This is a genomic window from Microbacterium lacus (genome assembly GCF_044794305.1).
GTDB lineage: Bacteria > Actinomycetota > Actinomycetes > Actinomycetales > Microbacteriaceae > Microbacterium > Microbacterium lacus_B.
The window spans coordinates 503,907-522,619 of sequence record NZ_CP084996.1 but is presented as its reverse complement, the minus strand read 5'-3'; the positions used below and the strand labels follow the sequence as shown (position 1 = coordinate 522,619).

At 65.6% G+C, this 18,713-nt stretch carries 18 protein-coding genes and 2 tRNA genes; 12 read left to right on the top strand and 8 right to left on the bottom strand.

The genetic code is table 11. From position 1 onward, the window contains the following. Positions 1–37: 37 nt before the first annotated feature. Positions 38–2,125, bottom strand: coding sequence for a glycogen debranching protein GlgX (gene glgX, locus LG299_RS02595; RefSeq protein ID WP_404433243.1), 2,088 nt, complete (start codon positions 2,123–2,125; stop codon positions 38–40). Positions 2,126–2,190: 65 nt separating this feature from the next. Here glgX and LG299_RS02590 point away from each other — a divergent pair, with 65 nt between their 5' ends. The 3 genes from LG299_RS02590 to ligA all read left to right on the top strand — a co-directional run bounded on the left by LG299_RS02590 (position 2,191) and on the right by ligA (position 6,864). Next, positions 2,191–3,372 (top strand): cysteine desulfurase family protein, encoded by a 1,182-nt coding sequence (locus LG299_RS02590; RefSeq protein WP_404433241.1) that lies wholly within the window; start codon positions 2,191–2,193, stop codon positions 3,370–3,372. Between the two features lie 50 nt (positions 3,373–3,422). Further along, positions 3,423–4,520: a tRNA 2-thiouridine(34) synthase MnmA gene (gene mnmA, locus LG299_RS02585; protein ID WP_404433239.1), complete on the top strand. Its 1,098-nt coding sequence runs from the start codon at positions 3,423–3,425 to the stop codon at positions 4,518–4,520. Positions 4,521–4,590: 70 nt separating this feature from the next. Beyond that, positions 4,591–6,864 (top strand): NAD-dependent DNA ligase LigA, encoded by a 2,274-nt coding sequence (ligA, locus tag LG299_RS02580; protein WP_404433237.1) that lies wholly within the window; start codon positions 4,591–4,593, stop codon positions 6,862–6,864. 22 nt (positions 6,865–6,886) lie between these two features. On the opposite strand, the gene LG299_RS02575 is transcribed toward ligA, so the two are convergent. Next, positions 6,887–8,587, bottom strand: coding sequence for a long-chain-fatty-acid--CoA ligase (locus LG299_RS02575; protein ID WP_404433235.1), 1,701 nt, complete (start codon positions 8,585–8,587; stop codon positions 6,887–6,889). 60 nt (positions 8,588–8,647) lie between these two features. Here LG299_RS02575 and gatC point away from each other — a divergent pair, with 60 nt between their 5' ends. The 6 genes from gatC (at position 8,648) to LG299_RS02545 (ending at position 14,225) form a co-directional block, all read left to right on the top strand. Beyond that, the gene (gene gatC, locus LG299_RS02570) at positions 8,648–8,947 is read left to right on the top strand and encodes an Asp-tRNA(Asn)/Glu-tRNA(Gln) amidotransferase subunit GatC (RefSeq protein ID WP_404433233.1); all 300 of its coding nucleotides are present in this window, start codon (positions 8,648–8,650) and stop codon (positions 8,945–8,947) included. After that, the gene (gene gatA, locus LG299_RS02565) at positions 8,944–10,455 is read left to right on the top strand and encodes an Asp-tRNA(Asn)/Glu-tRNA(Gln) amidotransferase subunit GatA (RefSeq protein WP_404433231.1); all 1,512 of its coding nucleotides are present in this window, start codon (positions 8,944–8,946) and stop codon (positions 10,453–10,455) included. Before gatC ends, gatA begins: the two co-directional genes overlap by 4 nt. Next, on the top strand, positions 10,455–11,972 hold the full coding sequence (gene gatB / locus LG299_RS02560; RefSeq protein WP_404433229.1) for an Asp-tRNA(Asn)/Glu-tRNA(Gln) amidotransferase subunit GatB: 1,518 nt from the start codon (positions 10,455–10,457) through the stop codon (positions 11,970–11,972). Before gatA ends, gatB begins: the two co-directional genes overlap by 1 nt. Positions 11,973–12,010: 38 nt before the next feature. After that, on the top strand, positions 12,011–13,273 hold the full coding sequence (gene dinB / locus LG299_RS02555; protein WP_404433227.1) for a DNA polymerase IV: 1,263 nt from the start codon (positions 12,011–12,013) through the stop codon (positions 13,271–13,273). A gap of 63 nt (positions 13,274–13,336) precedes the next feature. After that, on the top strand, positions 13,337–13,657 hold the full coding sequence (locus LG299_RS02550) for a hypothetical protein (RefSeq protein ID WP_404433225.1): 321 nt from the start codon (positions 13,337–13,339) through the stop codon (positions 13,655–13,657). 70 nt (positions 13,658–13,727) lie between these two features. Next, complete coding sequence (locus tag LG299_RS02545; protein WP_404433223.1) at positions 13,728–14,225, top strand: hypothetical protein; 498 nt, start codon at positions 13,728–13,730, stop codon at positions 14,223–14,225. 9 nt (positions 14,226–14,234) lie between these two features. Here LG299_RS02545 and LG299_RS02540 read toward each other — a convergent pair whose 3' ends face one another. The 5 genes from LG299_RS02540 to orn form a co-directional block, all read right to left on the bottom strand. Continuing rightward, positions 14,235–14,753: a DUF2017 family protein gene (locus LG299_RS02540; RefSeq protein ID WP_404433221.1), complete on the bottom strand. Its 519-nt coding sequence runs from the start codon at positions 14,751–14,753 to the stop codon at positions 14,235–14,237. Then, positions 14,750–15,046, bottom strand: coding sequence for an ATP-dependent Clp protease adapter ClpS (gene clpS / locus LG299_RS02535; RefSeq protein WP_404433219.1), 297 nt, complete (start codon positions 15,044–15,046; stop codon positions 14,750–14,752). Before clpS ends, LG299_RS02540 begins: the two co-directional genes overlap by 4 nt. Continuing rightward, positions 15,046–15,387 (bottom strand): metallopeptidase family protein, encoded by a 342-nt coding sequence (locus tag LG299_RS02530; RefSeq protein WP_404434769.1) that lies wholly within the window; start codon positions 15,385–15,387, stop codon positions 15,046–15,048. The genes clpS and LG299_RS02530 overlap by 1 nt, the downstream gene beginning before the upstream one ends. A 25-nt stretch (positions 15,388–15,412) precedes the next feature. Further along, positions 15,413–15,488: transfer RNA gene (locus tag LG299_RS02525), tRNA-His, on the bottom strand. A gap of 38 nt (positions 15,489–15,526) precedes the next feature. Next, complete coding sequence (orn, locus tag LG299_RS02520; RefSeq protein WP_404433218.1) at positions 15,527–16,153, bottom strand: oligoribonuclease; 627 nt, start codon at positions 16,151–16,153, stop codon at positions 15,527–15,529. An 83-nt stretch (positions 16,154–16,236) separates the two neighbouring features. On the opposite strand from orn, the gene LG299_RS02515 reads away from it, so the two are divergent. Both LG299_RS02515 and LG299_RS02510 read left to right on the top strand, forming a co-directional pair. Next, positions 16,237–16,309: transfer RNA gene (locus tag LG299_RS02515), tRNA-Arg, on the top strand. 95 nt (positions 16,310–16,404) lie between these two features. Next, positions 16,405–16,617, top strand: coding sequence for a methyltransferase (locus LG299_RS02510; RefSeq protein WP_404433216.1), 213 nt, complete (start codon positions 16,405–16,407; stop codon positions 16,615–16,617). On the opposite strand, the gene LG299_RS02505 is transcribed toward LG299_RS02510, so the two are convergent. Beyond that, on the bottom strand, positions 16,564–17,226 hold the full coding sequence (locus LG299_RS02505) for a YitT family protein (protein WP_404433214.1): 663 nt from the start codon (positions 17,224–17,226) through the stop codon (positions 16,564–16,566). The two genes, LG299_RS02510 and LG299_RS02505, sit on opposite strands and share 54 nt — an antisense overlap. Before the next feature lie 61 nt (positions 17,227–17,287). Between LG299_RS02505 and LG299_RS02500 the strand changes: the two genes are divergently transcribed. After that, a complete protein-coding gene (locus LG299_RS02500; protein ID WP_404433212.1) occupies positions 17,288–18,712 on the top strand; it encodes a PLP-dependent aminotransferase family protein in 1,425 nt (474 codons plus the stop codon). Position 18,713: the final 1 nt, after the last annotated feature.

Genomic DNA, 18,713 nt, shown 5'->3' with positions numbered 1-18,713 from the left:
TGCCTCGGCGACAGGTTGAACCCCCGTCGCGCTGGAATCACTCCGCCCGAAAGAGGTGCATCGAGGTCCCGCCGAGCGAGACGATCGCCCCGGGCGCGTACTCCCGGTGCTCGTCGCTGGGGACCTCATCTTCGCTCGACCACAACGACACGTACCGAGTCACGAAAGGGATCAGCGGGAGCACGACATCCATCGGCCGCTCGGTACCGTGCACCATCAGCAGCACCCGGTTGAAGTCTTCGACCTCGGGGGTGGAGGCCGCGACGTACTGCAGGGTGCGGTGACCGGGGTCGGTCCATTGCTCGATCGACATGGTCTCGCCGCGTTCGTCGTACCAGTCGACGACGGATGCTGAGGGCGTGCGTTCGTCCAGGACCGCGAAACGACTCGGCCGGAGCGCGGGATTCTCGTTCCTGAGAGCGATCAAACGCTGCACGTGCGCCTGAAGGTCTTTCTGCCACGGTGCGTGATCCCAGGAGAGCCACGTGAGCGCCGAGTCGTGGCAGTACGCATTGTTGTTGCCACGCTGGGTGCGACCGAACTCGTCGCCCGCCGTGAGCATCGGGACTCCTGCCGAGAACAGCAGGGTTCCGAGGAGATTGCGCATGGCCTTGCGACGAGTTGCGAGAATCCGCTCATCGTCGGTAGGGCCCTCAGCGCCGTGATTGAACGATCGATTCGTGTCCGCACCGTCGCGGTTGAGTTCACCGTTGCCGAGATTGTGCTTCACGTCATACGAGACCAGATCGCGCAACGTGAACCCGTCGTGGGCGGTGACGAAGTTGACGCTCGCAAGCGGTCCGCGCTCCGCGCTGAAGGTGTTGGATGACCCCGCAAGCCGAGTGGCGAAGCCCCCGACTCCCACGGGGGAGGTGGACGCACGGCGGGCATAGTCCACATCGCTCAACCAGAAGTTACGCACCCGATCGCGGTAGCGGTCGTTCCACTCGGCCCACCCGCTGCCGAAGTTGCCGGTCTGCCAGCCGCCCATACCGACGTCCCACGGCTCGGCGATCTTCTTCACGTCGGCGAGTTGCGGATCGTTGAGAATCGCCTGCAGCAGCGGATGCTCAGGGGTGAAGGTGTGTGCGGAATCCCGCCCGAGCGTTGCGGCGAGATCGAACCGGAAACCGTCGATCTGGACGTCGTTTGCCCAGTAGCGCAGGGAGTCCAGCACCAGGCGGGCCGCCGCATCCGTCGATGTATTCACCGAGTTTCCGCAACCGGTGACATCGATGTACGCGCCATCGTCCTGCTGTCGGTAGTAGTGACGGTTGTCGATTCCGCGCAAGCTCGAACGTGGTCCGCCGATGCCCTCTTCGGACGTGTGGTTGTAGACGACGTCGAGGATGACTTCGAGTCCCGCCTCGTGCAGAAGTTTCACCATCCCCTTGAACTCGCGAAGGATCGCCTCAGGGCCCTGACGGCGAGCCTCTGCAGTGGCGTAGGCGGCGTGCGGCGTAAAGAAGTTCAGTGTGTTGTAGCCCCAGTAGTTGGCAAGGCCATGCTGGAGAAGTCGCGGCTCGGTGGCGAAGGCGTGAATCGGGAGCAGCTCGACGCTGGTGATTCCGAGATTCACCAGGTGCTCGACCATCGCGGGATGCCCGAGGCCCGCGTAGGTGCCGTGCAGCGCCGGGGGCACGCCCGGGTGGCGCTTGGTGAGGCCCTTGATGTGACCCTCGTAGATGACGGTGCGATCCAGCGGCACGAGAGGCTTTGTGGATCCGCCCCAGTCGAACTGTCCGTCGATAGCGACCGAGCGCCAGTCTTCGAAACCGCCGGCGACCAGGCCGCGCGAATAGGGTTCGATCAGGAGCGAACCGCGATTGAACGTGTTGCCCGGGAGATGCGGACCGTCGACGCGGATCGCGTAGCGGGCGCCAGGATGCAGCAACGGCGTCGTCACGGACCAGACGCCGTTCCCTCGCGGAGCGAACGGAAGCTGTTCGGTGATCCAGTCGAGATCGGTGTCATCGAACACCACGAGATCCATCGCGTCGGCGGCTTGCGACCACACCCGCAACGTGCCCCCGCCAGGGCCGTACGACAATCCCATCCCGTCGAATTCTGCGCTGAGAAGCCCGGGCGCAGGGGCGACAAGAGCGGCGGTGTCCGGGCTGACCATGCGCTCTACAGTAGTAAGACCGTGAGTCTTTTTTGTTACCGAGGGCGGTGGATGTGAGCGGGACGGTGAACTCTGTGGGCCAGGAGGTCGTCTACCTCGACCACGCCGCGACCACCCCGCTCCGCCCAGAGGCGCGCGACGCCTGGCTCTGGGCTTCTGCTCTGGCCGGCAACGCGTCATCGATTCACGCCGAGGGCCAGCGCGCCCGACGACTGCTCGAGGAGTCGCGCGAGCGCCTCGCTGCCGTCGTGCACTGCGACCCGATCGAGATCGTCTTCACCTCCGGCGGTACCGAGTCCGTCAACCTCGGATTGAAAGGGCTGTGGTGGTCACGCGCCGCGGGGACTGACGCAATCGTCGCGCCCGATGGCGAGCACCACGCGACTCTGGACAGCCTTGAATGGTTGGCTCGCGCAGAGGGCGCCGTCCTGCGTCCCGTCGCTCTGGATGCTCTCGGGCGCATCCCGGTGACAGGGTTCACCGACGCGCTCCCGGGAGCCGCACTCGCGACGGCTCTGGTGGCGGCGAACGAGACCGGCACGATCAATGGCTCCGATGCTCTCGCACGGTCGGCGGCCGACGCCGGCGTGCCGCTGCATCTGGATGCCATCGCCGCGTTCGGGCACGTGCCGGTCGACTTTCGCCGCTGGCGTGCAGACGCGTCCCCGGGCGCAGGACTCGTCACGATGAGTCTCTCCGCGCACAAAGTGGGCGGGCCAGTGGGCGTCGGAGCGCTGATCGCCGCCCGCAGCGCGCCACTGGCTGCTCTTGTACACGGAGGCGGCCAACAGCGGCGTCTCCGCGCGGGCACACAAGATCTCGCGGGCGCGGCGGCGTTTGCGGTCGCGGCCGAGATGGCTGCCGCCGAAATGGACTCAGAGGCCGCACGACTGACCAGTCTGCGCGACGAACTGGTCCGCGGCATCCGCTCGAGCGTTCCCGGTGCGGAACTCCTGGGTGATGCCGTTGACCGACTGCCCGGCAACGCGCACTTTCTCTTCACCGGCGCCGCGGGCGAAACCCTGCTCTTCCTGCTCGATCAGCGACACATCGCCGTCTCGACCGGGTCCGCGTGCCAGGCCGGTGTTCCCGAACCATCCCACGTCGTGCTGGCACTGGGGCGGACGGATGCCGAAGCTCGCGAAGTGCTGCGGTTTACGCTGGGACGAACGTCGACCCGAGATGACGTGCAGGCAGTGCTCGCAGTCCTTCCCCAGATCGTCGAGCGCGCCCGCGCAGCGCGCTGAGACAGGAGGCGCCCGGCCGACGCTCAGCGGCACGCTCGTAGACTTGATTCATGAAGATTCTTGCGGCCATGAGCGGTGGCGTCGATTCGGCCGTCGCCGCGGCGCGCGCCGTGGAGGCCGGCCATGAGGTTGTGGGCGTCCATCTGGCCCTTTCGCGCGCCGGTGGAACGCTCCGCACCGGCAGCCGAGGATGTTGCACGATCGAGGACGCAATGGACGCTCGACGGGCCTGCGACGTCCTGGGGATCCCGTTCTATGTGTGGGATTTCTCCGAGCGCTTCCGCGACGACGTCATCGCCGATTTCGTCTCCGAGTATCAGGCGGGCCGAACCCCGAACCCCTGCATGCGGTGCAACGAGAAGATCAAGTTCGCGGCGCTCCTCGAGCGAGCTCTCGAGCTGGGCTTCGATGCGGTCTGCACCGGACACTACGCATCGCTCGTGAACGGCCCCGAGGGGCTAGAGCTCCACCGCGCGTCCGATGCGGCCAAAGACCAGTCCTACGTCCTCGGGGTGCTCACCGCTGAGCAGCTCGCGCACACCTACTTCCCGCTGGGCTCGACCCCGACGAAGGCGATCGTGCGCGCCGAAGCGGCCGAGCGTGGCCTCTCTGTCGCGCAGAAGCCCGACAGCCATGACATCTGTTTCATCCCGGACGGCGACACGCGGGGATGGCTCGCCGAGCGGGTCGGTGCCGAACAGGGCGCGATCGTCGACCGATCGGGTGCTGTCGTGGGTACGCACGAAGGAGCTCACGCGTTCACCGTGGGCCAGCGTCGTGGCCTCTCCATCGGCACACCCGCCGCCGACGGCAAGCCCCGCTTCGTCCTCGAGGTTCGACCGATCTCCAACACGGTGGTCGTCGGGCCGAAGGAGGCGCTCGCCACGGCCGAGATCGCAGGGGACCGCTTCACGTGGGCGGGACGAGCTCCGCAAGACGCGGCCTTCGACTGCCACATCCAGATTCGCGCTCATGCTGAGCCGGTGCCGGCGCACGCGCGACTGTCTGACGGCGAACTGAGTGTCGTGCCGGTCGAGCCGTTCGATGGTGTTGCTCCTGGCCAGACGGCCGTGCTGTACGACGGGACTCGAGTGATCGGCCAGTTCACGATAGCCCGGACGGTCTCTGCGGTACCGGTCGTCGCGTAAACGTCTTGGGGTGAAACCCGGGACGTGAACGTCGTGCGTGAACGTCGGGGGCCACTTCTAGACTGTCCGGGTGGCAAAGCGCGCAGCACCCGACCTTCCTGACATCACGCTCGACGATGCGCGCACGCGCGCGCAATCGCTGACCGAGCAGATCATCGCGGCGCGCGACACTTATTACGGCGCAGATGCAGCGGTCGTCGACGATGCGACGTACGACGAGTGGATGCAGCAGCTCGAGGTTCTGGAACGCCTCTATCCCGAACTCCAGGGTCAGGATTCACCGACGCTGACGATCGGCGCGGCCGAGAATCTCCTCTTCGCTCCCGTCGAACACGCCGAGCGGATGCTGAGCCTCGACAACGTCTTCAGCGACGAGGAGTTCCTCTCTTGGGCGCGCAAGGTTCAGCGAGACGCGGGACGCCCGGTGCGCTTCCTCTGCGAACTGAAGATCGACGGACTCGCGCTGTCGCTGCGTTACGAGCGAGGACGGCTCGTGTCGGCAGCGACCCGAGGCGACGGCCGCGTAGGCGAAGATGTCACCGAAAACGTGCGCCAGATCTCTGGCATTCCGCTGCAGTTGCGTGGTTCGGGGCATCCTCCGCTCGTCGAGGTTCGCGGCGAGGTGTTCTTCAATGTCGCTGAGTTCGCGGCGTTGAATGCCTTCCAAGAGAGTGCCGGTGACCGACTGTTCGCGAACCCGCGGAACGCAGCATCCGGATCCCTTCGTCAGAAGGCCGAGGGCAAAAGCGAACGTGGTCTGGAGGCCATGCACGAGCGTCTTTCGCGCCTTCGTCTCACGGTGCACGGCATCGGCGCATGGAGCGACCCGCCGGTCGCCACGCAGAGCGGCGTCTACGAGCTGTTGAAGTCGTGGGGTTTACCAACCAGCGACTACTACCGCGTGGTCGACTCGGCCGAGGACGCCGACGCGTTTATCCGACACCACGGTGAGCACCGGCACGACATCGAGCACGAGATCGACGGCATCGTGGTGAAGGTCGACGAGCTTGCTCTGCACGATGAGCTGGGCGCGACGAGCCGAGCGCCTCGGTGGGCAATCGCCTACAAGTACCCGCCCGAACAGGTGAACACAAAGCTCGTCGACATCGTTGTGTCGGTAGGTCGTACGGGGCGCGCAACGCCGTTCGCTGTGATGGAGCCGGCACGAGTGGCAGGTTCGGTCGTGCGGCAAGCAACCTTGCATAATCAAGACGTCGTGAAAGCCAAGGGTGTACTCATCGGCGACACGATCGTCCTGCGAAAAGCGGGAGATGTGATCCCGGAGGTGCTCGGACCCGTCGTCGAGCTCCGCGACGGCACCGAACGCGAGTTCATCATGCCCGCGAACTGTCCGGACTGCGGTTCGCCGCTGGCGCCGGCCAAAGAGGGGGACATCGACCTTCGCTGTCCCAATGCGCGTTCTTGCCCGGCGCAGGTGCGCGGTCGGGTCGAGCACATCGGGTCTCGCGGGGGGCTCGACATCGAAGGACTCGGCGAGGTCTCGGCCGCCGCCCTGACACAGCCTGCGAAACCCGAGGTGCCACCGCTCGTCACCGAAGCGGGGCTCTTCGATCTGCGTCCCGAAGACCTCTTCGGCATCGATGTCGTCGTGCGCGACGCCGAAACCGGGCTTCCCCGCCTGAGGGACGACGGATCGTTCGACACCCGCTCGCCGTTCCGTCGGCAACGCAAGAAGACCGACCCCGCGTTCGATCCCGATGGCCCGTTCGACGGGGATGCCGGCTTCATCCTGTCCAAATCGGCCCAAGAGCTGCTGACGAACCTCGAACTCGCCAAGACCAAGGATCTCTGGCGATTCCTCGTCTCGTTGAACGTCCGCCACGTCGGTCCGGTCGCGGCGCGCGCCTTGGCGCAGTGGTTCGGCTCGGTCGATGCCATCCGCGCGGCGACGCGCGACGAGCTCGCCGGGGTCGAGGGAGTGGGCGGCATCATCGCCGACTCTCTGCTCGACTGGTTCGAGGTCGACTGGCACTGCGACATCGTCGATCGCTGGACCGCGGCTGGCGCCCAGCTCACCACTCCAGGGCATCCCGGTCCGGGTGCCGCAGCAGTCGAAGGGGGAGTTCTCGAGGGCCTCACGGTCGTGGCGACCGGCTCGCTCGAGGGCTACTCACGCGAAGGCGCCCAAGAAGCGATCATCAAGGCCGGCGGCAAGGCGGGATCGAGCGTGTCCAAGAAGACCGACTTCGTCGCCGCCGGACCCGGCGCAGGGTCGAAGCTCGCGAAAGCCGAAGAACTCGGTGTGCGTATTCTCGACGCGGCGCAGTTCCGGATCCTCGTCGAGCAGGGACCGGCCGCCCTTGACACGGCTGCGCCCCGTTGAGCCGATTCAGCCCTTCAGACCCTCACGACCCGGAGTTGAGGCTCAGCAGAGAATCCCGCACCTGACGTCGGAGAACCTTGCCGATGAGAGACTTCGGCAGTTCGTCGACGACGTAGATGCGACGAGGAACCTTGTAGGGAGTCAGGATGCTGCGGGCGAACTCTCGCACGCCTTCGACATCGATCTCACCCGCGCCGTCGACGACGATCGCCGCTACGACCTCTTCGCCGGAGTGTTCGCTGGGGAGTCCCACCACGGCAGCGTCCACAACCTGAGGATGCTGGCGCAGGGCGTTCTCAACCTCGGTGGGTGCGACGTTGAACCCGCCGGTGATGATGAGCTCTTTGATGCGATCGACAATGCGCACGAATCCGGCTTCGTCGATCTGGACGATGTCGCCCGTGCGGAACCAGCCCTCGGTGAAGACTCGCTCGGTCTCTTCGGGTTTGCCGTAGTACCCCCCGAAGACCTGAGGGCCACGAACGATCAGCTCTCCACGCGCACCCGCGGGGACGTCCACCGTGGGGTTCTCAGGGTCGACCACGCGACACTCGGTGCCGGGCAAGGGAAGCCCCACGGTGCCGGGAACGCGATTCTCAGCCACCGGATTGGCCATGAGCACGGGGGAGGATTCGCTGAGCCCGTATCCCTCCACCAGGTAACCCTCAGAAGCGGCCTCGAAAGGCACGACGAGCTCGTGCGGCAGTGCCATCGCTCCAGAGATCGCGACCTGGGTACCAGCCAACGACACACCCTTCTCTTTCGCTGACTTGAGCAGTCGGTCGGCGATGGGCGGGACGAGGGGGAGGAAGGTGGCCGGGTGCTTCTTCGTGACTTCGAGCACCATGTCGGGGTCGAAGCGGGGGAAGAGCACGAGCCGCGCGCCCATCGACATCGCGAAGGTGAGGCACAGGGTCAGCCCGTACGCATGGAACATCGGCAACACGGCGTAGACGACGCATCCGTTTCCGCGAACAATCGACGGAACCCACGCCCGAGATTGCGCGGCGTTGGACAGGAGGTTGCGGTGCGTGAGTGAGGCGCCCTTCGGCGTGCCGGTCGTGCCGCTGGTGTACTGAATCAGCGCGAGGTCATCGGTCGCCGGCTTGGCGTGCGACGAGGAGATCGGCTCGAAAGCGACGATCTGCTCCCAGGGGATCGTCCCCGAGACGCGCTCGTGCAACGCCGCCCTCGACTCGCGCGCCTTTGCGACCGGCAGCTTGAGCGCCAATCGCGTTGCGAACGGCATTGCCTTGGTGACATCGATCGAGACGAGCGAAGTCATCGCCAGGTCGGCCGGAAAGTCCTGAATCGTGGACACGACCTTCGACCACACGATCGCGTGCTTTGCTCCATGGTCTTCAAACTGCTTTCGCAGCTCACGCGGGGTGTAAAGCGGATTGTGCTCGACCACGACGGCACCCAGACGCAGGATCGCGTAGAACGCGACGATGTGCTGAGGGCAGTTCGGCAGCACGATGGCCACGGGGTCACCGGGGCTCACGCCCTGGGCCTTCAGCCCGGCCGCCGCGCGCTCGATCTGGTCCAGCAGCGCGCGGTAGGTCGTCTCGCGTCCGAAGAACTGGAGGGCGACAGCATCCGGAAAGTCACGCGCGGATGCCTCGACGATGTCGATGAGCGAACCCGTGACAGGTTCGAGATCGTCGGGCACTCCTTCGGCGTAGCTGGCAATCCACGGGCGCGGCGGGTCGTACGTCTTCACCGGCCCAGCCTATGCCCGGGCCGAGAAGTGGCGAGCGGCACGCGCAACTAGACTGTCGGGGTGTCTGAAATCACCCCCGATCTCGTGCGCCACCTCGGTGTGCTCGCCCGAATCCAGCTGAGCGAGGATGAGGTCCAGCGCCTCACCGGTCAGCTCGATGTCATCGTCGACAACATCGCAAAGGTGTCCGAGGTGGCAACGCCCGACGTCATAGCGACGAGTCATCCGATCCCGCTGGAGAACGTCTTCCGCCCCGATGTGCCCGGGATGATGCTCAGCGTTTCCGAAGTGCTCCAGAATGCTCCGGATGCTGCAGACGATCGATTCCGCGTGACCGCGATCCTGGGGGAGGAGCAGTGAGCGATCTCATCCGGCTCTCTGCCGCTGACCTTGCCGGCAGACTCGCCTCCGGCGAGGTGTCCAGCGTCGAGGTGACCCAGGCGCACCTGGATCGGATCGCGGCCGTGGACGGGGATGTCCACGCGTTCATCCATGTGTCCGACCACGCCCTCGAAGTCGCGGCCGACGTCGACCGTCGCCGCGCCGCAGGCGAGTCGCTCGGTCCCGTCGCGGGTGTTCCGCTCGCGATCAAGGACGTCCTCGTCACGACCGACATGCCCTCCACGAGCGGATCCAAGATCCTCGAGGGATTCATGTCGCCCTACGACGCGACGGTCGTCGCACGCGCACGCGCTGCGGGCCTCGTGCCTCTCGGGAAGACCAACATGGACGAGTTCGCGATGGGTTCGTCCACCGAGCACTCCGCGTACGGTCCGACGCATAACCCGTGGGACCTCGACCGGATTCCCGGGGGCTCGGGCGGCGGTTCCGCTGCGGCGGTGGCCGCCTTCGAGGCACCTCTCGCCCTCGGCTCCGACACCGGCGGCTCGATCCGCCAACCCGCGCACGTCACGGGCACCGTCGGCCTCAAGCCGACCTACGGCGCAGTCAGTCGCTACGGGGCGATCGCCCTCGCTTCGTCGCTCGATCAGGTCGGCCCCGTCACGCGAACGGTGCTCGACGCCGGATTGCTTCACGACGTGATCGGCGGCCACGACCCCCACGACTCGACCTCCCTCACCGATTCGTGGCCATCCTTCGCCGCCGCGGCCCGCGAGGGCGCGACGGGCGAGGTGCTCAAGGGTCTCAAGGTCGGTGTCATCCGCGAGCTCCCCGACAGCGGGTTCCAGACCGGTGTGTCCGAGTCGTTCCGCGCCGCTCTGGCCGCGATGGAGGCGCAGGGCGCGGAGATCGTCGAGATCTCCGCCCCGCACTTCGAGTACGGCGTCGCCGCGTACTATCTGATCCTCCCGGCCGAGGCATCCAGCAATCTCGCCAAGTTCGACTCGGTGCGCTTCGGCATGCGTGTGAACGTGCCCGGTGGAACGGTGGAGGACGTCATGGCCGTCACTCGTGACGCGGGCTTCGGTGAAGAGGTCAAGCGCCGCATCATCCTCGGAACGTACGCGCTGTCGGCGGGGTACTACGACGCCTACTACGGCTCGGCGCAGAAGGTCCGCACGCTCATTCAGCGCGACTTCGACCAGGCGTTCGCACAGGTCGATGTCATCGCGACCCCGTCCGCGCCTACGACCGCCTTCAAGCTCGGTGAGAAGATCGACGACCTGTTGCAGATGTACCTGAATGACGTCACGACGATTCCCGCCAACCTGGCCGGAGTCCCGGGTATCTCGATTCCCTCGGGTCTCGCCGCCGAGGACGGACTCCCCGTCGGCATCCAGTTCTTGGCCCCCGCTCGCGCCGACGCGCAGCTCTACCGAGTCGGCGCGGCGCTCGAAGCCGTGCTGGTGGACTCGTGGGGTGGCCCACTACTTGACCGCGCACCGATTCTGGGAGGGGCACGCTGATGGCGAAGGCCGCATTGATGGACTTCGATCAGGCGCTCGAACTCTTCGAGCCGGTGCTCGGCTTCGAGGTGCACGTCGAACTGAACACACGAACCAAGATGTTCTCGGCTGCCGGCAACCCCGCGCACTCCGACAACCACTTCGCGGGTCCCAATACGCTTGTGGCTCCCGTGGACATGGGCCTGCCGGGCTCGCTCCCGGTCGTCAACGAAACGGCCGTGCGCTACTCGATCAGTCTCGGGCTCGCGCTCGGCTGCTCGATCGCGCCGAACAGCCGCTTCGCACGCAAGAACTACTTCTACCCTGACCTGGGGAAGAACTACCAGATCAGCCAGTATGACGAGCCGATCGCCTTCGAGGGCTCGGTCGATGTGGAACTCGCGGACGGCACGATCGTCACCGTGCCGATCGAACGCGCGCACATGGAAGAAGACGCCGGCAAGCTCACCCACATGGGTGGGGCGGCCGGACGGATCCAGGGCGCGGAGTACTCACTCGTGGATTACAACCGTGCGGGCGTCCCGCTGGTCGAGATCGTGACCAAGCCGATCTTCGGTGCCGAGCACCGTGCACCAGAGATCGCAAAAGCATACGTTGCCACGATTCGCGACATCGTGATCGCGCTCGGAATCTCCGAGGCACGCATGGAGCGGGGCAACCTCCGGTGCGATGCCAACGTCTCACTGCGACCCCGCGGGCAAGAGAAGCTGGGTACCCGCACGGAGACGAAGAACGTGAACTCAATGCGCTCGGTCGAGCGCGCCGTGCGCTACGAGATCCAGCGTCAGGCGGCCATCTTGGCGAGCGGGGGCACCATCATTCAAGAGACCCGTCACTGGCACGAAGACACCGGCACGACCTCGCCCGGTCGACCCAAGTCTGACGCCGACGACTACCGCTACTTCCCCGAACCCGACCTTCTTCCGGTCGCGCCGTCGATCGAACTCATCGAAGAACTTCGCGCCGCGTTACCCGAGCCGCCGGCCGTTCGTCGACGCCGGCTCAAGACCGACTGGGGGTTCACCGACCTCGAGTTCCAGGATGTCGCAAACGGCGGACTCCTGGCCGAGGTCGAGGCGACCATCGCGGCGGGCGCCGCCCCCGCGGCCGCACGCAAATGGTGGACCGGTGAGCTCACGCGCGTCGCAAACGCCCAGGGCACAGAGCCGTCCGCGCTCGTCGAGCCCCGTGCGGTTGCCGAGTTGCAGAAGCTCGTCGATGCGGGCACGCTGAACGACAAGCTCGCCCGACAGGTGCTGGAAGGCATGATTGCGGGCGAAGGAACGCCTCAGCAGATCGTCGATGCGCGCGGACTTGCCGTGGTCTCTGATGATGGTCCGCTGATAGCGGCGATCGACGAGGCTTTGGCTTCGCAACCTGACGTGCTGGCGAAGATCCGCGACGGCAAGGTGCAGGCTGCGGGTGCAATCATCGGTGCGGTGATGAAGGCGATGCGCGGACAGGCGGATGCTGCGCGCGTCCGCGAGCTCGTGCTGGAGCGGGCAGCTCAGCTCTAGCATCCGCGGTTGTCGCAGGCTCCGGCCAGAATGGACTCATGGGACGCGGAGACGGATCCGGGCGAATCGTCTCACCTGAGGGTGCAGATGACACGGGCGCGGGCATCCTGCATGTCGACATGGACGCGTTCTACGCGTCCGTAGAGCAACTCGACGACCCGTCGCTGCGCGGAAAGCCGATCATCATCGGCGCACCCGACAGTCGATCGGTGGTTTCGAGCGCATCGTACGAAGCACGGCGCTTCGGCGTGCGCTCGGCGATGCCCGTCGGCCAAGCGCTGCGGTTGTGCCCTGCTGCGATCGTCGTTCTCCCGCACTTCGACCGCTATCTCGAAGAGTCCGCGCGCGTCATGAACATCTTTCGGGAGTTCACGCCACTCGTCGAACCCCTCTCGATCGACGAGGCGTTCCTCGATGTGCGCGGCGCGCGACGTCTGTGGGGGAGCCCTGGGCAGATCGCACGGATGCTGCGAGTCCGGGTGTTTGAAGAGACGGGGCTCGTTTGCTCAGTCGGCGCTGCCGCGACCAAACACGTCGCCAAGATGGCTTCGACCATCAGCAAACCCGATGGACTGCTCATCGTCGCCGAAGGACATACCGCGGCGTTCCTCGCACCGCGCCCCGTCCGCGCTCTGTGGGGAGTCGGCCCGAAAGCGTCCGAGGCTCTCGACGGCCGCGGCATCCATACCGTTGCCGACATTCTCGACACTCCGCTCGACGTCCTGCGCCGCGCCCTCGGCGCCGCGATGGGCGATCGTGTGTGGAATCTCGCCCGAGGTATCGATGCCCGCGAAGTCGATACGGTGCACGTGGAGAAGAGCATCGGTCACGAAGAGACCTTCATGCAAGACATCAGCGATTCACGCGTCCTGCGGTCTGAGCTCCGCCGCCTCGCTGATCGGGTGGGTGCGCGGCTACGCCAAGGAGGGTGGGAGGCCTCGACCATCGCAATCAAGGTGCGGTTCTCAGACTTCACGACGATCAGCAGATCGCAGACCCTCGGCGAACCGACCGCCGTCGGCCAGCGCATCGGTGATGCCGCCCACGACCTGTTCGCTGCTGTGGATCGTTCTCTCCCGGTACGCCTCATCGGCGTGCGCGCCGAGAAGCTCCGCCCTGCAGGAGGCTCGATGATGGCGCTGTGGGATGACGATGAGGAATGGCGACGCGTCGAAGGGGCACTCGATGGCGCTGCGGCGCGCTTCGGCAAAGGTGTGATCACGCGGGCGACCCTGCTCGGCGCGGCGCGCGGGGGAGGGACCATTCCATCATCGCCTCGCCCACCGAGCGATTCTGAGTGAGGCTCCGACAAGATTCCCGTTCCCGGTCTGGGCAGGGGCCGGTCGTAACGATAGCGTGGAGTCATGCCCAATATCGCACTCGAGCTCGGCAAGCAGACCGCGCACTTCGGCGTCACGAGCGCCTACGGTGAAGCGCAAGACATCAACGGCGTCACGCTCGTCCCGGTTGCTCTCGCGTGGACCGGCTTCGGTGGCGGTTCCGACGAGACTGGCAACGGTGGAGGCGGGGGTGGTGGATACGCGATTCCCGTCGGCGCCTACATCCGCAAAGGCGACGATCTGCGCTTCGAGCCGAACCTCGTCTCTTTGCTGGCCGTCGCAATTCCTTTCGTATGGGTTGCCGGTCGCGCCCTGAGCCGTGTCATCCGCGCACTCAAGAAGTAGCGCCGACCCGATCTCCGCGGCCATCCGCTCGGGTGTCACGCGCGTCGTGGTCGCGGTGACAGCCCTCGGAGTGACCAACCCAGTCGTCCTGATCGACGGTCGTAGCGGCGCCGGCAAGTCCTCGTTCGCGCGTGAACTCGTCGCGCGGTGGCCGTTGCGCGGACGTGTGCAGCTTGTAGCGCTCGACTCGATCTATCCGGGGTGGGACGGGCTTGAAACCGGTGTCCTCACCGCGCAGGATCTCATCCTGCGTCCGCACGCTCGGGGGCTCGTGGCGGTGTGGCAACGCTGGGATTGGGATGCATCCGCCTACGCCGAGGCCCACGCGGTCGACCCGTCGCTGCCACTCGTCGTCGAAGGCTCCGGCGTACTGACCGCGACCAACGCAAAGTTGGGCGACGTGCGCGTGTGGGTCGAATCACCCACGTCATCTCGTCAGCGTCGAGCACTCGAACGAGATGGCGACACCTACCGTCCGCACTGGGACCGCTGGGCGAAGCAAGAGGAAGCGCACATCGCCCGTGATCGACCGCGGGCCCTTGCTTCAATTGTGGTCGACGTGCCCTGATCGATCCGACTAGCGGCGTTCCTCCAGGGATTCCACGGCCGCCACAAGGGTGTCGAGGCGGAAGCCGAGCCAATCGTAGATTCCGAATCGGGGATCATCCTCGTCGTGTTCGTCGACGTCGGCGATGCCGAGGCGCGTAGCCAGAACAAGACGGATCGCCGACAGCGTGCGTAGCCATGCGTGTGCCTGGTCGTCGTCGAGGGTGACGACCGCCATCTCGGCAAATGCGGCGTCCGTCACTTCGATGTCGCCCGCAGACGCCTGCGAAAGCGACGCCAGCACGACTGCCGCATCCGTCTGGCGGCGACCCAACAGGTCCGACTCGGTGACGTCGCGAAACTCACGCGCGTCGTCTACGTCTTCGTAGGCGTCCGGTACCAACCGCAGCACCGCGGGGTCCGCGGTGCCGCGAGGTGAGTCCTGGGACTCCTCCAACAACTCGGCGAACTGACCCACGAGTCCGGAGAGGTGAGACGCCTCGATGCGAGCGATGTCGAGGGTGATGGTCGGGTTCAGCGGTCGAGTCATCGCGGAGCCTCTCGGACGGTCGCCCAGAGTCCGTAGTCGTGCATAGCTTGAGCGTGAAGCTCCATCTGTTCGCGGGCACCCTCCGCCACGATCGCGTGACCATCGTTGTGCACTGCGAGCATCAGGCGTTCGGCGGTTTCGCGCGGGAATCCAAAGTAGCTGCGAAAGACGTACGAGACGTAACTCATCAGATTGACCGGATCGTCCCAGACGACGGTTTGCCAGGGCTTTGCGGCATTCGGGCTCTTACGGATGTCGACGTGCTCGTCGATTCCCGGGAGAGTGCCAGCCATCATGCCCACCCGAGTTCGTGTAGGCGTTCATCATCGATGCCGTAGAAGTGCGCGATCTCATGCACCAGTGTGGTGTGAACCTCGTCGCGAAGTTCCTCGACGTTCTCGCACACCGCGAGGTGCGGCTCGCGGTACACCATGATGCGATCGGGCAGTTCCCCGACACCGTAACGGTCGCGCTCGGTCAGTGCCCAGCCGTCGTACAGCCCGAGAAGATCAAGGCTGCCATCCTCGGGACGATCCTCAACAACGAAGATGACATTGTCGAGACCATCGACCATGTCATCCGGAAGTCGATCCAGCTCGTCGATGACAAGCTGCTCGAAGTTCGAGGCATCCATGTCGATCACGAAGGCCTCACATCACTGGGGTGAGTAACGGGGCTCGAACCCGCGACATCGGCCACCACAAGGCCGCGCTCTACCAACTGAGCTATACCCACCATGTCTCCCGCCTGCGCGAGCAACGAGAAAGATTCTCTCATACCTCGACGGTGTACGACGACACGGTCGAGGCCGCAACTGCTCGCGCGGTGTCGCTCGTCGGTCCAGGTTCCGGCACGAAGACGGCCTGCCGGTAATAGGCGAGTTCGCGGATCGATTCGAGAATGTCAGCGAGCGCGCGATGGCCGCCACCTTTGGCGGGCGCGTGGATGTACGCGCGCGGGTACCAACGGCGCGAAAGTTCTTTGATGCTCGAGACGTCGATGTTGCGGTAATGCAACCAGCGATCGATGCGCGGCATGTACTTGGCGAGGAACATGCGGTCGGTTCCGATCGTGTTTCCGGCCAGTGGCGCCCTACCCTCAATCGGTACGAACCGCTGGATGTACTCGAGAGCCTGGAACTCGGCATCCGCAAGACTGACACCGTCGGGAATCTCGTTGATGAGCCCCGACTTCTCATGCATCTTGGTCACGAAGTCGTTCATGTTCGACAGTGCCGAGGCATCCGGCTTGATCACGATCGAGAAGCCCGGATCGACAGGGCGAAGCTCGAAGTCGGTGATGACCACCGCGATCTCGACAATCTCGTCGATCGCGAGATCGAGACCTGTCATCTCGCAGTCGATCCACACGAGACGGTCGTTTTCGGATGCTCCCACCATGCGTTCCATCCTAGTCAGGGGCCTCTGACACCCGGCCGGAGAGCAACGTGTCTCGCGCGCGGTGCGCGATAACCTGGAAGGGCGCCTCCGTAGCTCAATGGATAGAGCATCGGCCTTCTAATCCGACGGTTGCTGGTTCGAGTCCAGCCGGGGGCACTCACACCACTCTGTTGACTTCCGACGCTCCGCACGTACCCCTGGCGCGGCTCGCGCGTGCGGCGTAGCGTCAGGGTCATCGGAAGGAGCCGATCATGAACACCACACAAACACACCACGCGCTCTGGGTTGCCTACGGAACAGGCGGCGTCGCCGGGAGTATCCGTAAGTCGGACGACGGCTACGTCGTCACGATGGCGGGCGCGGATGCTGCAGCCGGATGCTTTCCTTCGATGGAGGTGGCTAAGAGCGCGCTACACGCTCGTATGCCCGCCGGGAGCGATTGGCCGATGTTCCGCGAGCACTGAGCCCTCGCCTGTTCGTCCGTGCTTCTGCTCCTGGCGCGGTCTCGTGTCCAGGAGTGGGAGCGCGAGGTGGACGAGCGGTCCGATGAGCAGCGCGAAGAGCACGGTTCCCACGCCCACTGTGCCGCCAAGAAGCCAGCCCACGCTGAGGACGGTGATCTCGACCAGTGCGCGGCACATCCAAATCGGCCAGCCCAGACGTGCGTTCATACCGGTCATCAGTCCGTCGCGCGGACCGGGACCGAATCGCGCGCCGATGTAAAGGCCTGAGGCGATTGCGACCAGGACGATCCCGCCCAGAAGCACCGCGATCTGCGCGAGAAGACCGGATACGGGTGGCATGACATTGAGAACGAATTGCATGCTCGTGCCAACGAGGAGGATGTTCGCGATCGTTCCGATCCCCGGCTTCTGGTGAAGCGGAATCCATAGCAGCAGGACGAAGAACCCGAGGACATTGGTGACCCACCCGATACCGACGCCGGTGCGGACAGAGAGGCCCTGAGCGAGAACAGTCCACGGATCGACGCCAAGCCCGGCCTCAACGGTTAACGCGCAGCCAGCGCCGTAGAGGGCGAGGCCGACGAAGAGTTGGATGATCCGACGGGGCATGCGTCCATCCAATCGCAGAATTGGTATGCACGCACCAGGCCAATGTGGATACGCTGGCTCTATGGACTCCCGAGTATCCGCGCGCTCACTCGCCTCATCTGTGGGCGGATGGCGGACGCGCGAGCCGGCGTACGAGGCGCTGGCTGACAGCATCCGGCTGCTGTGTCTCGACAACCGGCTCGCCCCGCGAACGACTCTGCCCGCGGAGCGTGAGCTGGCCAGCGCCCTCGGGTTGAGCCGCAGTACGGTCGCGGCGGCCTATCGCAGCCTCCGTGACTCGAGCCACATCGCCAGTCTCCGTGGCTCGGGAAGCGTCACGCTTCCTCTGCGGCGGCGCGATCCCGGACGCGCGATCGGCGAAGCCGGAACGATCGACCTGCAACAGGCAAGCCCTCCGGCCTGGCCCGGATTGGCCGGCGTCATGGCCCAGGTGGTGGGCTCGGCATCCGCGTTGGTCTCTCGAGTCGGGTACGACGTGTTCGGACGCTCGGAGTTGCGTGGGGCCATCGCGGCACGCTATACCGAGCGAGGTATTCCGACGACCGCGGACGAAGTCTTGGTGACGACCGGCGCCCAGAGCGCGATACACCTCTTGGCCTCCGTGTTGCTGGGCCGAGGGGATCGAGTCTTGGTCGAGACCCCCACCTACCCACACGCGGTCGATGCGCTGCGCCGAGCCGGGGCGCGGTTGATCGGCGTGCCGGTCACAACGGACGCGGGGTGGGACCTCGACAGAGCCGAGCAGGTGTTTGCGCGGACGCTACCCGTGATGGCCTACCTGATGCCCGACTTTCACAACCCGACCGGCCGATCGATGACGCAGGAAGAACGACGCATCATCCACAGCGCAGGGGAGCGCGCGGGATCGATCCTGGTCCTCGATGAAACCACCGCAGAGCTCGATATCGATCGTGGACCCGTCGCACCCGGCTTCGACGGGGGGGATCCTTCGAGCGTGGTGCGCATCGGTTCGCTCGGCAAGACAGTGTGGGGCGGGCTTCGAGTCGGATGGATTCGCGCCGAGGGCGACCTCGTGCGACGCCTGGTCGCTGCGCGATCAGCTCACGATCTCGGGACGCCCGAGTTCGAGCAGGCGGTGGCGGCGGAACTCTTCGCCGATCACCACGAGATCGCCTGGCAGAGATCGATGCTCTTACGTGAGGGGCGGGATGTTGCAGTGGCGGCGATTGAGCGTCATATACCGCAGTGGTCTGCTCCCCAGACGCACGGTGGTGTGTCGCTGTGGGTTGAACTCGACGCGCCACTGAGCTCCGCACTGGTGATGGATGTGCGCTCGCGCGGCCTTCTGCTCTCGGCGGGCTCGCGGTTCTCGGTCGAGGGCGGACACGATCGGCACCTGCGAATTCCGTTCACCGCCTCGCCGCACGATCTCGAAGCGGCTGTTGAGCTGCTCGCAGAAGCGTGGCATCGCGTGCGGGCAGGAGCCCCCGTGCGCTTCGTCGACCGCCTGGAGTCGGTGGTCTGAC